At 45.0% G+C, this 16,460-nt stretch carries 9 protein-coding genes; 4 read left to right on the forward strand and 5 right to left on the reverse strand.

Annotated elements, in window-relative coordinates; translation table 11 throughout:
* Positions 1–222 precede the first annotated feature (222 nt).
* Complete coding sequence (locus tag ACOMG9_RS24825) at positions 223–2,046, reverse strand: hypothetical protein (RefSeq protein ID WP_448215052.1); 1,824 nt, start codon at positions 2,044–2,046, stop codon at positions 223–225.
* 427 nt (positions 2,047–2,473) lie between these two features.
* Between ACOMG9_RS24825 and ACOMG9_RS24830 the strand changes: the two genes are divergently transcribed.
* Both ACOMG9_RS24830 and deoD read left to right on the forward strand, forming a co-directional pair.
* Positions 2,474–3,691 carry a phosphopentomutase gene (locus tag ACOMG9_RS24830; protein WP_422136002.1) on the forward strand — a complete coding sequence of 406 codons (1,218 nt, stop codon included), beginning with the start codon at positions 2,474–2,476 and terminating at the stop codon, positions 3,689–3,691.
* A 72-nt stretch (positions 3,692–3,763) separates the two neighbouring features.
* A complete protein-coding gene (gene deoD, locus ACOMG9_RS24835) occupies positions 3,764–4,474 on the forward strand; it encodes a purine-nucleoside phosphorylase (protein ID WP_422136001.1) in 711 nt (236 codons plus the stop codon).
* 89 nt (positions 4,475–4,563) lie between these two features.
* Here deoD and ACOMG9_RS24840 read toward each other — a convergent pair whose 3' ends face one another.
* Positions 4,564–4,977: a hypothetical protein gene (locus tag ACOMG9_RS24840; protein WP_448215051.1), complete on the reverse strand. Its 414-nt coding sequence runs from the start codon at positions 4,975–4,977 to the stop codon at positions 4,564–4,566.
* 161 nt (positions 4,978–5,138) lie between these two features.
* Positions 5,139–5,879, reverse strand: a complete 741-nt coding sequence (locus ACOMG9_RS24845; protein WP_422139362.1) for a TrmB family transcriptional regulator — start codon at positions 5,877–5,879, stop codon at positions 5,139–5,141.
* A 329-nt stretch (positions 5,880–6,208) separates the two neighbouring features.
* Here ACOMG9_RS24845 and glmU point away from each other — a divergent pair, with 329 nt between their 5' ends.
* Positions 6,209–7,585 carry a bifunctional UDP-N-acetylglucosamine diphosphorylase/glucosamine-1-phosphate N-acetyltransferase GlmU gene (gene glmU / locus ACOMG9_RS24850; RefSeq protein WP_448215050.1) on the forward strand — a complete coding sequence of 459 codons (1,377 nt, stop codon included), beginning with the start codon at positions 6,209–6,211 and terminating at the stop codon, positions 7,583–7,585.
* A gap of 35 nt (positions 7,586–7,620) precedes the next feature.
* On the forward strand, positions 7,621–9,453 hold the full coding sequence (glmS, locus tag ACOMG9_RS24855) for a glutamine--fructose-6-phosphate transaminase (isomerizing) (protein WP_422411270.1): 1,833 nt from the start codon (positions 7,621–7,623) through the stop codon (positions 9,451–9,453).
* A 300-nt stretch (positions 9,454–9,753) separates the two neighbouring features.
* Here the strand turns inward: glmS and ACOMG9_RS24860 are convergent, their stop codons facing one another.
* Both ACOMG9_RS24860 and ACOMG9_RS24865 read right to left on the reverse strand, forming a co-directional pair.
* Positions 9,754–12,594, reverse strand: a complete 2,841-nt coding sequence (locus ACOMG9_RS24860) for a hypothetical protein (RefSeq protein WP_448215049.1) — start codon at positions 12,592–12,594, stop codon at positions 9,754–9,756.
* 690 nt (positions 12,595–13,284) lie between these two features.
* Positions 13,285–16,131, reverse strand: a complete 2,847-nt coding sequence (locus ACOMG9_RS24865; RefSeq protein WP_494529566.1) for a hypothetical protein — start codon at positions 16,129–16,131, stop codon at positions 13,285–13,287.
* Positions 16,132–16,460 lie beyond the last annotated feature (329 nt).

The raw sequence follows: 16,460 nt of genomic DNA on the forward strand, positions 1-16,460 counted from the left end.
GGCTTTGTGATTCAATGGCTGTTCATCAAGACTTTTGCATAAGACAAGGCGGCCAGGCCGCAGGCTCGAATTCCGTGGGTGAGGCGATTAGCAAAAATGCTGAAAAACAACAAGCCATTGCCACTGGCATGGCAGAAATTTACCGACCGAAACCGCAGCCACTTCGGAGCTGGCAGAACGCTGGGAAGCCTGGTGGCACTCGGTCAGTATGAGGATTAGAGCTTAACTTCCTTCAAGACTGGCTCTTTCATCACCATTACTACTTTTATCAGCATCATTACTGCTTCCGTCAGCATCATTACTGCTTCCGTCGGCATCATTACTACTTCTGTCAGCATCATTACTCTCAGAGTCTCCAACATGGGAGTTATTGCTGTGAGAGTCATAAGGCAACGTCATGTCAAAATCATAGTTAGATCTGAGCCAAATGACGAAATCTTGCAAGTAGTTAATCCTTTGCCCCAAATGTTTCCTCTTCTTCTCTACTTCGCTGAGCTTCTGTCCTTCTTGTCCTTCTGCTGCCTTGTCATCTTTGGCTCCATCAATCTGCTTATCAAATATTTCCAACATATCATTTGATTGTTCCAGAAGGTCGGCAAATCCTGTGCCGAGAGTTACCATTACGACTTTGTAATCATTTTCAGTGAACGTTTTTTGTAATTGCTTTTCTATGTATTCTCTCAGGGCGTGAAGTAATTTTTTAAATAATTCAGGCCTTTCATTTCCAGGGTTATTTTTTGCGTCGCCTACTACCTCTTTGAATACTTCAAATATGCTCCGCTCTTTGCCTTCAGAGTCAGTAATAAGATGATCCCAATTTAGTGCAGAAAAATAATGCGACAGGTTGTCAACATGCGAACCTGTGAATTGGATAACGAAAGGATCAAGAAGCATGCTTATAGTGTGAATCAAAGTCATAAACTGACTGTTCCAGGCAACCAGCTCAGGGTTGCTTTCACCATGTACCCCTATTAGTTTCAACATTCGCTCGTGTGATTTTTTATTACGTTTATAAAGCGGTATCCCGTTCTTATCAACACGATAGTTGAGTAGACTGGTAGCGGCTGTGAGCTTTGGATCAAGAAGTGCGTCAGTTTTTTCAACCTCTGCGTAATTATCGAGTTGTAGCAAAAAATCACGGCGCGCTTCTTCCAATAATTTAAGGGTAGAAAAGACTGAGCCGGATTCTTTAACATTTGCTTTTAAAACTTCGGAATCCTCTATGGGTTCTTTTGAACCTAAAAGGTCTTCTTTTTTGGCATGGAGTCTCCCGATACAGGACAAGCCGACAGCGTGAAGCAAAAATGAGCTAAAAAAAGCCTGAGTGGTTTGAGGAGATGTTCCATTTGAATTAAGGGCTGTATAGTAACTCACTATCAACATCGCGAGGCTCTGTTGCTGTTGTGGTTTGGTTAAATCAACAGGAGATTCGCTGCCATGGATATCATACAGAGCGCTAATCAAACCATTCTGGACTTCGTTGACATTTATACTGAGTGTTTCTATCAAATGCTGAATCATGTTCGCAATTGTCTGGCCGTGAACGGGAGGGGTCTCCGGGATGCCCTCCAGCATAACGTTCACGGTGTTGACATTAAGGCCTGTATTCATACCTTGAATAATGTTGGAAACTTGGGAAGGGCTCATTAGCGGGAGTGCAATCTCGATTAATGACTGCTGTTGCGGTGCTGCAGCTGCCTCCGGCTCTAATGAGTTCTCATCTTTTTTTTCGTCTTGCTCATTTTCATAGTTCATGGCAAAGACAAGATGGGTCATATCCGTGCTGAGAGCAGCTGGAGGGACTTCCCCCAAAATTGAGTAATGGTTAATGTAGTTGTCCAGCAAGCTGGAATCTTTTGTCGTTTTATGGCCAACAGATATCTCCCCCCCCGGCGTTGGTAGAGGACTGTCTGCCAGCAGTTTTGAACATGGGCAGGCCATAGTGATGAGGCCAAGGACAGCAGCAACCCACTGACTAGCCCTGTCAGGACGGAAATGTACCGATTGTTTTCCTGTTTCGGGAAATCGAGAAATGGAGTTACTCATCAACATCTGCCTTCTTTAGTTTATGGATGCCCCTGATAAAGTAGTCTACGAATCGCAGCAGTGCTCAATTTTAACCGACAGGCGGCCCCGGCCTGATCGTCCAGCCAACTCGGTTTTCCGGAAGTTACCGGGAGCGCAGGGCTTCGTGCTCCTCATGATGCTCCTCATGATGCTCCTCATGACACCCATTTCTGCGTGAGTCACGAGGAGGGGTATTGTCAAATGACTGCGGTTGTTTTGCTCCAGTGCCTTCCGAAGTTTCTGAATGTCCTGATAGAGTAGTCCCCGAATTGCAGTAGCGTATGAAAGTGCATACAGCTCAGTTAATTTCCTGACCTTCAATGGATTAGGTACTAATCACTGTGCTGCTCTGTATTTTTCTGAGTAATAATTAGGGGACTCGCAAGGAGTTGGTAAGGTATCTCATATGAAACGAGCAATTGTCCTGGTGATGGATTCGTTCGGGATTGGCGCCAGTGCTGATGCCGATCAGTTTGGTGATGCAGGCTCCAATACGATTGGCCACATCGCCAGGACCTGCGCACAGGGCGAGGCAGACATTGGTCGACGGGGTATACTTGAATTGCCAATGCTGGCCAGTCTTGGTCTGTTGCACGCGGCTAAAGATTCCTCAGGAGCTTTTCCCGCTGGCATGAACACCAATGTAAAGCTGATCGGTGCCCACGGTTACGCCAGGGAAATTTCCAGTGGCAAGGATACTCCCAGTGGCCATTGGGAAATGATGGGCGCTCCGGTGTTGTTTGACTGGGGTTACTTCAAAGACGTGGAAAACAGCTTTCCACAGGCGCTGCTGGATCAACTGGTCGAGAAAGCCAGCCTGCCCGGTGTTATTGGTAATTGTCACGCCTCAGGAACTACCATTCTGGAAATTCTTGGTGAAGAACACATGCGCACTGGCAAGCCTATTGTTTATACATCGACTGACAGCGTTTTTCAGATTGCCTGCCATGAAGAGACTTTTGGTCTGGAAAGACTCTATGAAGTCTGCAAAATCGCCCGTGAGCTGCTCGACCCTTACAATATTGGCCGTGTCATTGCCCGTCCCTTCACAGGTGATGATGCCGGTGACTTCCAGAGAACAGGAAATCGTCGGGACTACTCGGTTCTGCCCCCGGCTCCCACGCTGCTGGATAAGCTGGTGGGCAGCGGTGGCGAAGTGGTCAGTGTCGGAAAGATAGCGGATATCTTCGCCCATCAGGGCATTACCAGAACCTTGAAAGCGACCGGCATTCCTGCTTTGTTTGAAACCACTATGCAGGCGCTGGAGTCAGCCGGAGATCGCTCCCTGATCTTCACCAACTTCGTCGATTTTGATTCATCCTTTGGCCATCGTCGTGATGTGGCGGGTTATGCCCGGGCCCTGGAGGAGCTGGACGCTATGATACCGAGACTGCTCAACGCCATGCAAAAAGACGATGTGCTGATCATCAGTGCTGACCATGGCTGCGATCCCACCTGGCACGGTACCGACCATACCAGGGAACACATACCGGTACTGGTCTATGGCAAAAAGGTTCCACCGGTTTCTCTGGGTGAACGGGAAACCTTCGCAGATATCGGTCAGAGTCTGGCCAGTTTCTTTGATCTGGAGTCCATGGATTACGGGACCAGCTTTCTGCCATAAACAGAGCTGACTGTTAACAGATACCATGCTGCCCCATGGCCCGCTTTTTGAAAAGCCCTCAAGAGGAATAAAATGACCCCTCATATTCATGCCAAACCCGGTGCTTTTGCCGACGTCTGCCTGATGCCCGGTGACCCACTGCGTGCCAGGTATATTGCCGAGAACTTTCTGGAAGGTGCTGAACTGGTAAACGACGTCCGTAATATGTTTGGTTACACCGGAGCATATAAAGGTCGTCGTGTATCCGTGATGGGTTCCGGGATGGGCATTCCTTCGGCCTCCATCTACTACAAGGAACTGATTACTGAGTACGGTGTAGACAAGCTGATTCGTATTGGTTCCTGTGGTGCTATCTCTGCCGATGTGAAGCTGCGCGACATAGTGATTGGTATGGGGGCGTGCACCGATTCCAAAGTGAACCGTATCCGCTTTAATAACCATGACTTTGCAGCTATTGCAGACTTTGGCCTGCTGGAGAATGCGGTTAAGAGTGCCCGTGACAAAAAAATGCCGGTAAAAGTAGGCAACATTTTCACTTCGGATCTTTTCTACAGCCCGGAGACACATATATTCGACATCATGGAAAAGCACGGCATTCTGGGTGTTGAAATGGAAACCGCAGGCCTTTATGGCGTATGTGCTGAGTACGGTGCCAAAGGTCTGGCTATCTGCACTGTCAGCGATCACATTCGCAAGGGTGAGGCCATGTCTCCCGAGGACAGGCAGATATCCTTGAACGAAATGATTGTGTTGGCTCTGGACTCTGTGCTGTTGGGAGACTGATTCTCGTTGTTCCAGTCCGTGTTCCATAAAAAACCATCAGCAACCGTGTGGCTACTGATGGTTTGTTAACAATTCATCCAGGCTCTGGTTTAAGTCGCCAATGGATGCACATCCTCACCTACGGCTGGTATGCCAGCCAGGAAAGCCTGATGTTCGCTGCAACGCGTTATTGCCTTAATTGTATTCTCCAGATCAAAAACAATGCCCAGAGCAGTGGGTATAGCCAGCATCGGGCCCGTAGAAAGGGCAACGATTGTCTTGGAGGCGAAACCACCCAATACTCTGGCGCGCTCAGCCGATTCTTCAGAGTATTGATTGACAGACTGGGGCTCAAAAGCTGTTCTGAACAACGTGTTGGAGAGCTTGGCTCCGCCAACGATAGCAGAACCACCCACGGCACCCACAGCGCGTCCACCAAAATGGCCAATTACTCTGCCGGGCACACCGGCGAGTCTGGATGTAAGAATACAGATCCCTTTTAAAATTTCTCCCGATGTTATCATAGTCATTCCTCCTTGATATATGACCCCGCTGGTGAGCTGGGTTTCGTGAGCATCATAAGGATTCTGATGGGGTGGAGAATTACACTGACAGGGCTGTCAGGTAGACTAACAGGCAGTGGAACTGCCATACAGAAGCCCAGATATTAATGTTTTCCATACCTTTACAAAGTGTTCCACAGCGTATCAAAGATGATTTGCTGAGTGTTGGCGATCTCAATAGAGTCGATCACAACAGCAACGGGGTAGTCCATCGAGGCCAGGGAGATCATGGCGACTTTTGGGGGGTAAATAGCAATATAGCTGGCATCAATTTTACCGGTGGCATTGATCCATTTGCGCTCAGAAAGCTCGGCATCCTCGCCACCTTCACCAATGGCAATGACCCGGACATTAATACCCTTGCGGATACGCTGCTGGGTATAGTTTGGAAATGGGCGATAGAGATGCTGCCGGATCGGTTTGGATGAGAAAATGGAGTAGTTTTTATCATTTTTTTTGGCGACCGTGTTCAGTATGTCCTTTAGAACGAACTCGATACCGCTGTCTCCCTCATAAAAGCGGACGTTTCCGGTATTGAAGTCAGGTTTAAGCTGATTCAGTTGCGGGATCAGCTTTTGTTTCATCTCTTCAATGCTCTGTTCCAGAGACTGCTTTTTCTCTTCTGCCAGATCCAGCAGCTTTTCAGGAGGCTCTGCACAGAAAACCCGTCTTTTTCCTTTCGGGAAGTAACTGACAATACCCTTACCCGCCAGGCCTTTCAGGGTCTCATAAGTGGTGCCGCGATTAATATCCGCTTCGGCCGCAATATCACGGATAGAGGCGGTTCCCAGCTTCAACAGGGCCAGATAAAGCTTGATTTCCTTCTGGTCGAGCCCCAGCTGTTTCAATGTGTCCAGGTTCATATTGTCAATTTTCCAATGACAAACACAGTTGTGTTTCAGTCTGTATAGGATAAGCTAAATTGAATACCGCAGAAAAGTGTCACTTTTTCTTATGACATGGGTTGTAGGAAAAGGGCACCTGTTTCTGATGTTTCCTGCTGTTATTTGCCCTGACTGCTGTCTTCATGCGTTCATTGAAAAGTAATGAGCTCAGGCTAAGAGATTCAAAGATTTTTCCGGGGGCGGTGAACCATGTCGTTTTGCCATGGTTTTTTGCTTTTTATTTTTTCCCCGGCAGGTAACGCAGAGAGAACTCTGAATGATCAAGAGACTATTGTTAAGAGCTAATCATGAGAGCTGATATCGTCATTCTTGCTGCTGGTCAAGGCAGCCGTATGAAATCTAACCTTCCCAAGGTTCTTCATCCCATTGCCGGTAAACCGATGCTGGAGCATGTCATTCTCAGTGCCCTGCAAACCCAGCAAGTGATTGGCAAGGGTGAAATTCATGTCGTGATTGGTCACGGTGCAGACAAGGTAAAAAGTGCCCTGGGACACTATGACCTGAATTGGGTTGAGCAAACAGAGCAGCTTGGGACAGGTCATGCTGTTCAGCAGGTTGTACCAGGTTGCGAAGGTGCTGATGTCGTGCTGGTGCTCTATGGTGATGTGCCGCTGATACATTCCTCTACGCTGCAATCCCTGCTGGCCGCCAGTAACGGTGAGCGTCTGGGTCTGCTGACCATCAATCTGGCTAACCCATCAGGCTATGGTCGTATTGTCCGGGATGATGCTGGCAGTGTGCTGGCTATTGTTGAAGATAAAGACGCAACGCCTGAACAGCTGGCTATAAACGAGGTGAATACCGGTATCATGGCCATTCCCGGCAGCAAGTTGGGTGAGTGGGTCATGGGGCTGGATAACAATAATGCCCAGCAGGAATATTATTTGACGGATGTCGTGTCTAAAGCCGTGTCTGAAGAGACCCCCGTGGTGCACGTTCAACCGCAAAAGGCTACCGAAGTCGAGGGAGTCAACAGCCGGGTTCAGCTGACAGAACTGGAGCGGGCTTTCCAGCAACAGCTGGCTACCGCCATGATGACCAGCGGTGTCACCATTATTGATCCTGCCCGGCTGGATATTCGTGGTGATGTCAAAACCGGCAAGGATATCCTGCTGGATGTCAACGTGATTCTGGAAGGAGAAGTCGAGATTGCCGATAACGTAGTCATTGAGGCTGGCTGTATCATCCGCAATTCCAGAATTGGTGAAGGTGCTGTCATCAAAGCGCACTCGATTCTTGAGGATGCAGAGGTAGCCGCTCACTGTGAAGTAGGTCCTTTTGCACGACTGCGTCCGGGTACTCAACTGGCAGAAAATGCCAAAGTGGGCAACTTTGTCGAAATCAAAAAGGCATCCATCGGTGAGGGCAGCAAGGTCAATCATCTGACCTATATAGGCGACGCTGAAATAGGTGCGGGTGTCAACGTCGGAGCGGGTACCGTGACCTGTAACTATGATGGGATTAACAAACACAAAACCGTCATTGAAAATAATGCTTTCATCGGTACCAACAGTTCACTGGTTGCACCGGTTACTGTTGGTAAAGGTGCCACTACAGCGGCGGGTTCAGTGATTACCCGGAACCTGGACGAAGACCAGCTTGGGGTAGCCCGGAGTCGTCAGAAAAACATTGACGGCTGGCAGCGTCCCACCAAAAAGAACTGAATATCAGGCAGAACACAAATCAAAGGTAGAAAATTATGTGTGGCATTGTCGGTGCTGTAGCGCAGAGGGATGTGGCGCCCATTCTGTTAGAAGGTTTACGTCGTCTGGAATATCGCGGGTATGACTCTGCAGGTGTCGCCATCATCGCTGCCAGTGGTGAACTTCAACGACTTCGCAGAACCGGAAAGGTCTCCGAATTGAGCGAAGCGATCAATGAGTCTCAGGTGCCTGGTGGCACAGGTATTGCGCATACACGCTGGGCGACCCATGGAGAGCCCAATGAGCGCAACGCTCATCCCCATGTCTCTGGCGAAGATATCGCTGTGGTTCATAACGGTATTATTGAGAACCACGAGTTACTGAGGAACTATCTGGAGCAAGAGGGCTACACCTTTGTCTCTGACACAGACACAGAAGTTATTGCCCATCTGGTCAGCCACGAACTGAAAAGTACTGACAGCCTGATCGCCGCCGTTCAGGCAGCTGTGCCCCGGCTGGAAGGTGCTTATGGCATGGTCGTTATGGATCGCAAAGACCCGGAGCGGCTGGTGGTTGCCCGTTCTGGCAGCCCACTGGTCATTGGCCTGGGACTGGGTGAAAACTTCATTGCCTCCGATCAGTTGGCGCTGTTTCCGGTGACTCGTCGTTTTATTTTCCTGGAAGAAGGTGATGTGGCTGAAGTGACCCGTACAGAGGTGTCTGTCTTTGATACGGATGGCAAAAGCATTACCCGTGCCGCCAGAGAAAGTAATCTTGAGCACGATGCCGGTGACAAGGGGCCATACCGGCACTACATGCTCAAAGAAATTCATGAGCAACCCGATGCCATTGCCAACACACTGGAAGGCCGACTGGGTGAGACAAAGTTGAACCTCGACATACTGGGTAAAAACGGTATCGAACTCCTCAATAAAACCAAAGCTATCCAGATTGTTGCCTGTGGCACCAGTTACCATGCCGGCATGGTAGCCCGTTACTGGTTTGAGGAGCTGGCCGGAATCCCCTGTCGTGTAGAAATTGCCTCAGAGTTCCGCTATCGCAAATTCTTTGTGCCTGAAGACTGTCTGTTCGTCACACTTTCCCAGTCAGGAGAAACGGCCGATACTCTGGCAGCTCTGAAACTGGCTAAAGAGATGGGTTACATGGCTTCCCTGAGTATTTGTAATGTTCCGGGTTCGTCCATGGTTCGTGAATCTGATATGGCCTTGATGACCCGGGCCGGAGCTGAGATCGGCGTCGCCTCAACCAAAGCCTTCACGACTCAGCTGGCCGCCCTACTGATGCTGGTAACGGCCATTGGTCGCCACACCGGAATGACCGAAGAACAGGAGGCTGAAGTCGTCAAAGCCCTGAGAGAATTGCCTCATATCATCAGCAGTACGCTGGAAATGAGCAGTGAAATTGAAGCGGTCGCTGAAGATTTTGCCGACAAACATCACAGCCTTTTCCTGGGGCGCGGCACTCAATACCCGATTGCCATGGAAGGTGCGCTGAAGCTGAAAGAAATCTCCTACATCCATGCAGAAGCCTATGCGGCGGGTGAATTGAAACACGGTCCATTGGCTCTGATTGATAACGATATGCCCGTAATTGTGGTGGCACCCAACAACGACCTGTTGGAAAAGCTGAAATCCAATATGGAAGAAGTACGCGCCAGAGGTGGCCAGCTGTTTGTCTTTGCAGACCGCCATGCCCGTCTGGTGGCAGGCGACGGAATTAAGGTATTGCCATTAGAGACAGCACCGGAAGTCGTTGCGCCCATTCTCTACACTGTACCTCTGCAACTGTTGTCTTACTACGTGGCCATTATCAAGGGAACAGATGTTGATCAGCCTCGTAACCTGGCCAAGTCTGTGACGGTGGAGTAGTCTGGGTTGTTGCCCGTTTTGTTGTTGTCGGTGGACATTAAAGTTTGGTAAATCACATACCCCCCGTGTCAGGATAGATGTCGCCTCTTTTGATTCATGACTCTCAGTAACCGAGAGTATTGAGAAAGAGGCTGTTATATCGTACTGAGTGTGCTGTTCATGGATCAGCATACTTCACCGGCTGTCTACACCAGCGGTGGTCAGGCCGGTGATTATGTATATCAGCCCTGACCTGGCTTCTACTGCCGGCGGGTTAGTATTAGCTGACTTTTCTCCCACCGATACAATTGACGATGAGTCTCAATTTTTAAACAGAACGGCGTAATTTGGATTAGAGTTCAATTTTTTTTCAAACTTGACAACATCTATAGCAGGTTCATCTTGATTGTCTTTGATATTCACTAACTCACGAAATGTTCCAAGACCAAGTTCATCAATTAACAGATCAACGATTTCATAATTTATTCTATAAAAGGAAAATAATTTGTGCAGAGGTGTGCAGCCATTGTTGTCTTTTAGTTTGAGCAACTCAACCAGATCAATGCGATCTGTTTTTGTCCGGCATAGGTGCTGCAGAATATTTTTTTGTGTTGATCCAGCCCTCGAGCGACGTATTCCTCCTTCTGCATCCAAGAGTACATGTAAAGGGGTTGAGCCATCGTTTTCCGAATGACTTTGCAAAAACGAGGTTAATCCATAGATTTTATCCAGCCATTCAACTGTATCAATCATATTTTTCTTATCTACGTGATTTTCACTAATAAGATTGCTCCTGAAAATAATATGCAATAAATTTTCACCAGTCTTCGGGTCTGTTTTTTCAAGAAAGGCTTTGCCTGAACCTTCCGGTCTTTCCACGATTGGCTCAAGGATATCTTTATAAACAAGCAAGTATAAATTATTACTCCCACCCAGTTCAGGCAAAAGCCACTCTCTTATCTGCTCCAGTGTCATCATTTTAATGATCTTCTGAAATATCGGCCTACTCAACATGATTTCTTTTTTGGCACTTTTACTTTCTAAAAAAAGCTCCCCCCAAAGATAACTTTTATCAGGGCTATTGATCGCAAGACAAGCAGTAGTAAACCGTTCCAGGATCTGAATCAATGGGCTTTGCTTTCCGTTCAACGGACTTAAAGCCCACTTGACAAAAGCATCTTTATCACCCCTATTCTCCTGTACCATAAGTAACGGCAAATGATTTTCCCTGGGGTATTTTTTTGTATAGAAGCTATGTTCAAATATATATGTAATAGCGTCTGTACATTGAGATGGGGTTGTTTTGCTGAAATCAGCTTCTGTAAGCTTCTTACCCTGCTTGTAGAGGTTAGCTAAAAAATATTTATAATGATCTTCAGACACATCCTTTGTTAATTGTGAATCGCTGATTTGGCTTTGGTAATAAGAGGCATCTTTCATGCGATCAGCTTTTAATGCAAGCTTATATAATTCAGCCGCGAGTAGATCCCGTTCGGTTCCGCTGTCGGTATCTGTCAGCATTTTGTTGAACCATTGCAGACTAACTCCTTTTTCCAAAATGTGCTGGAACAGGTTTTTTTGGTGTTTTGACCTGTAAAGTAAGAGTTTAATTCGTAATTGCGGGTCAGTAATCTGTGTCCAGAGATATTCAGCCAGAGACATATTTTTTTTGTTCAAGGCAACTACTATTGGATTTCGCTCTTGCTGTCTGAGCGCTCGATCGCTACTCACGGCAGATTGCTCCCAAATATTTGCATCACCAATAACCAGTTGATTCCGTTCGCTGGAATGCATATCACGTAATGTGTCTTTCACCTCATTACTGTGAAAAAATTTATCGTGGACTAACAGCTGTTGAAATACGGAATCGCCTTTTGCATTGGGCAAAGACAATACTTTAAATCTCAATAATGCAGATTGGATTAACTTGACAATACGCATAACAGTAACTGAATGATTTATTTCAAAGCACTTGTGCAACAGTGACTTGCCCGTTTCCACTTCCCATTTACAAAGTTCAAAAAGCTTGTTATCACTAAGTTTTGCCGCAATTAATTTTAAAAATTCCCAGCAGTGTACGTTTTTACAGGCCGTCAGAAAAACAGACTCATTGTTTTTGCCGGCAAATCTGAGCGCATCCAAAAAATCTTGATCACGCAGAAAATCTGACAGATAATTTAAACGCTCCCAGTATTTCTTATTACTTAGAGCCTTTCCTAGCACGTAATTCCCAAAATTAACAAACATGAACTGTAACAAGCTTTCATCAATATCGGGACCACCCTTCAGGAGTTTTTCTATCAATTCCCTGTTTTGTGTGAGAGCGGTATAAAACAGATATGTACTTTGATTATAAAGGCAGGCATATGCAATAGGAGGAGCATGATTATTTACCTTAAGGGTTACCATTTCCAGAAGTGTTTCCCTACCTAATTTCTGCTCCAGCTGCTTGAATAGTGACTCTTCTATAACGGAGCTGGCATAATGCAATAGTGTCAGACCATTATCGACAGACTTTAAAAGCATAATCCGCAATTCTTCCGTACTCAGCCGGTCAAATAAACACTTGAAAAAAACTTTGTTTGCCTCGGATTCCCTGGCTGCTTGCAAAAGTAAACTGGCGTGATTCTGGGTATAATGTTTAGTTAGAAAAGATCTAGGGGCCTCAGCCATCAAAAGGCTTTTGATCTCATCTTCTCTAAGTGCATATAATTGTTTCTCAAGTGTTGGATGGTCATTTTTTTGCAAAGATTCATAGATTTGCCCGAAACAATCAAACCAAGGCCTTATTGTTTCGGTGTTATTGCTTTCAGAATGGGGTCTATAATCAAGCCCGGTAGCCGGTATTTTAACAATCTCTTCTGCAGGCATGCATGCAGCACTTGAACTTTGCAGCTTGGCCAGTCGGGTATCTGCCAAGGATAAGTCCAGCATATCCACCTTCCTTTCTAAGCCTGTTTCTGCATAAGGCTTTGATGAAGTCATACCTTCTGGTTTAGTATTTGGAACTAACTGCTCATTTTTGAAGGGTAAAACTTTAGATTCTGGCATTTTTTTAGAGATTTTACCGCTCTGTGAATGATCGTCTGTAGAATTTGTCATCCTTTTTCGAGCAGTTTCATCCAAGACGAACTGAGAATTGGTTGATTTAATAGTATCCATAAGAATTATCTCCTTTTCTTGTGTATAAAATAACTGGATATAGCAATCGAGCCTTGTAACCACGCTATTGTTCGGCAATCTGTGTACCAACGTGGCGTTGGTGCTCCTCGCAATACCAGCTATTACTGTTCGTTTCCTTGACATGCTCATTACGGCAATTAGAAAGCAGGATAATAGTATTTGACAGTTACAATGGCTTTTAGTTCCCTGGAATTGAATCCAGCAGCATTTTTATGTAAGCGCTCATTTGAGGGCGTCTTCAAAAATCACAACCTGACTGCCAGACTTTCTCCTGCAAACAACGCAGGAGATGCGAAACATGAATCAACCGACAAGAAGCGCTTGAAATTGCAATCGCTTTGCTTTTTTGGTTGCTGAACTGAAATAATGACTATCTTGTTTTTTCTCTACTTGTTTGATTTATTCATGGGATTGTCCTCTTGTTGTATCCCCCCGTGTCAGGATAGATGTCGCCTTTTTTGATTCATGACTCTCAGTAACCGAGAGTATTGAGAAAGAGGCTGTTATATCGGATTGAGTGTGCTGTTCATGGATCAGCATACTTCACCGGCTGTCTACACCAGCGGTGGTCAGGCCGGTGATTATGTTTATCGGCCCTGACCTGGCTTCTACTGCCGGTGGGTTAGTATTAGCTGACTTTTCTGCCACCGATACAATTGACGATGAGTCTCAATTTTTAAACAGAACGGCGTATTTTGGATCAGAGTTCAATTTTTTTTCAAACTTGACAACATCTATAGCAGGTTCATCTTGATTGTCTTTGATATTCACTAACTCACGAAATGTTCCAAGACCAAGTTCATCAATTAACAGATCAACGATTTCATAATTTATTCTATAAAAGGAAAATAATTTGTGCAGAGGTGTGCAGCCATTGTTGTCTTTTAGTTTGAGCAACTCAACCAGATCAATGCGATCTGTTTTTGTCCGGCATAGGCGCTGCAGAATATTTTTTTGTGTTGATCCAGCCCTCGAGCGACGTATTCCTCCTTCTGCATCCAAGAGTACATGTAAAGGGGTTGAGCCATCGTTTTCCGAATGACTTTGCAAAAACGAGGATAATCCATAGATTTTATCCAGCCATTCAACTGTATCAATCATATTTTTCTTATCTACGTAATTTTCATTAATAAGATTGCTCCTGAAAATAATATGCAATAAATTTTCACCAGTCTTCGGATCTGTTTTTTCAAGAAAGGCTTTGCCTGAACCGTCCGGTCTTTCCACGATTGGCTCAAGGATATCTTTATAAACAAGCAAGTATAAATTATTACTCCCACCCAGTTCAGGCAAAAGCCACTCTCTTATCTGCTCCAGTGTCATCATTTTAATGATCTTCTGAAATATCGGCCTACTCAACATGATTTCTTTTTTGGCACTTTTACTTTCTAAAAAAAGCTTCCCCCAGAGATAACTTTTATCAGGGCTATTGATCGCAAGACAAGCAGTAGTAAACCGTTCCAGGATCTGAATCAATGGGCTTTGCTTTCCGTTCAACGGACTTAAAACCCACTTGACAAAAGCATCTTTATCACCCCTATTCTCCTGTACCATAAGTAACGGCAAATGATTTTTCCCGGGGTATTCTTTTGTATAGAAGCTATGTTCAAATATATATGTAATAGCGTCTGTACATTGAGATGAGGTTGTTTTGCTGAAATCAGCTTCTGTAAGCTTCTTACCCTGCTTGTAGAGGTTAGCTAAAAAATATTTATAATGATCTTTAGACACATCCTTTATTAATTGTGAATCCTTGATTTGGCTTAGGTAATAAGAGGCATCTTTCATGCGATCAGCTTTTAATGCAAGCTTATATAATTCAGCCGCGAGTAGATCCCGTCCGGTTCCGCTGTCGGTATCTGTCAGCATTTTGTTGAACCATTGCAGACTAACTCCTTTTTCCAAAATGTGCTGGAAGAGGTTTTTTTGGTGTTTTGACCTGTAAAGTAAGAGTTTAATTCGTAATTGCGGGTCAGTAATCTGCGTCCAGAGATATTCAGCCAGAGACATCATATCTTTTTTGTTCAAGGCAACTACTATTGGATTTCGCTCTTGCTGTCTGAGTGCTCGATCGCTACTCACGGCAGATTGCTCCCAAATATTTGCATCACCAATAACCAGTTGATTCCGTTCGCTAGAATCCATATCACGTAATATGTCTTTCACATTATTATTACTGTAAAAAAAATTATTTTCGACTAACAGCCGTTGAAATACGGAATCGCCTTCTGCATTGGGCAACGACAATACTTTAAATCTCAATAATGCAGATTGGATTAAATTGACAATACGCATAACAGTAACTGAATGATTTATTTCAAAGCACTTGTGCAACAGTGATTTGCCCGTTTCCACTTCCCATTTACAAAGCTCAAAAAGCTTGTTATCACTAAGTTTTGCCGCAATTAATTTATAAAATTCCCAGCTGTTTACGTTTTTACAGGCCGTCAGAAAAACAGACTCATTCTTTTTGCCAGCAAATCTGACCGCATCCAAAAATTCTTGACCAATCAGAAAATTTGACAGATAATTTAAACGCTCCCAGTATTCCTCATTATTTAGAGCCTTTCCTAGCACGTAATTCCCAAAATTAACAAACATGAACTGTAACAAACTTTCATCAATATCAGGACCACCCTTCAGGAGTTTTTCTATCAATTCCCTGTTTTGTGTGAGAGCGGTTTTAAACAGATATGTACTTTGATTATAAAGGCAGGCATATGCAATAGGAGGAGCATGATTGTTTACCTTAAGGGTTACCATTTCCAGAAGTGTTTCCCTACCTAATTTCTGCTCCAGCTGCTTGAATAGTGACTCTTCTATAACGGAGCTGGCATAATGCAATAGTGTCAGACCATTATCGACAGACATTAAAAGCATAATCCGCAATTCTTCCGTACTCAGCCGGTCAAATAAACACTTGAAAAAAACTATGTTTGCCTCGGATTCCCTGGCTGCTTGCAAAAGTAAACTGGCGTGATTCTGGGTATAATGTTTAGTTAGAAAAGGTCTAGGGGCTTCAGCCATCAAGAGGCTTTTGATCTGATCTTCTCTAAGTGCATATAATTGTTTCTCAAGTGTTAGATGGTCATTTTCTTGCAAAGATTCATAGATTTGCCCGAAACAATCAGACCAAGGCCTTATTGTTTCGGTGTTATTGCTTGCAGAATGGGGTCTATAATCAAGCCCGGTAGCCGGCATTTTAACAATCTCTTCTGCAGGCATGCATGCAGCACTTGAACTTTGCAGCTTGGCCAGTCGGGTATCTGCCAAGGATAAGTCCAGCATATCCACCTTCCTTTCTAAGCCTGTTTCTGCATAAGGCTTTGATGAAGTCATACCTTCTGGTTTAGTATTTGGAACTAACTGCTCATTTTTGAAGGGTAAAACTTTAGATTCTGGCATTTTTTTAGAGATTTTACCGCTCTCTGAATGATCGTCTGTAGAATTTGTCATCCTTTTTCGAGCAGTTTCATCTGAGACGAACTGAGAATTGGTTGATTTAATAGTATCCATAAGAATTATCTCCTTTTCTTGTGTATAAAATAACTAGATGTAGCAATCGAGCCTTGTAACTACGCTATTGTGTCGGCAATCTGTGTACCAACGTGGCATTGGTGCTCCTCGCAATACCAGCTATTACTGTTCGCTTCCTTGACATGCTCATTACGGTAGTCAGAAAGCAGGATAATTGTATTGACAGTTACAATGGCTTTTAGTTCCCTGGAATTGAATCCAGCAGCGTTTTTATGAAAAAATTAAGCACTTCTGCTTTTTTACAGCTAACCTTCGAAACTCATATAAACTTCAGAGAAATCTGAAAGCAGCAGAATTTAAACAGGTAA

Source organism: Endozoicomonas sp. PH6C (genome assembly GCF_059322965.1).

Coding starts and splice junctions, on each gene's coding strand:
- ACOMG9_RS24825 (WP_448215052.1), bottom strand. CDS start 2,046: ATGAGTAACTCCATTTCTCGATTTCCCGAAACAGGAAAACAATCGGTA.
- ACOMG9_RS24830 (WP_422136002.1), top strand. CDS start 2,474: ATGAAACGAGCAATTGTCCTGGTGATGGATTCGTTCGGGATTGGCGCC.
- deoD (WP_422136001.1), top strand. CDS start 3,764: ATGACCCCTCATATTCATGCCAAACCCGGTGCTTTTGCCGACGTCTGC.
- ACOMG9_RS24840 (WP_448215051.1), bottom strand. CDS start 4,977: ATGATAACATCGGGAGAAATTTTAAAAGGGATCTGTATTCTTACATCC.
- ACOMG9_RS24845 (WP_422139362.1), bottom strand. CDS start 5,879: ATGAACCTGGACACATTGAAACAGCTGGGGCTCGACCAGAAGGAAATC.
- glmU (WP_448215050.1), top strand. CDS start 6,209: ATGAGAGCTGATATCGTCATTCTTGCTGCTGGTCAAGGCAGCCGTATG.
- glmS (WP_422411270.1), top strand. CDS start 7,621: ATGTGTGGCATTGTCGGTGCTGTAGCGCAGAGGGATGTGGCGCCCATT.
- ACOMG9_RS24860 (WP_448215049.1), bottom strand. CDS start 12,594: ATGGATACTATTAAATCAACCAATTCTCAGTTCGTCTTGGATGAAACT.
- ACOMG9_RS24865 (WP_494529566.1), bottom strand. CDS start 16,131: ATGGATACTATTAAATCAACCAATTCTCAGTTCGTCTCAGATGAAACT.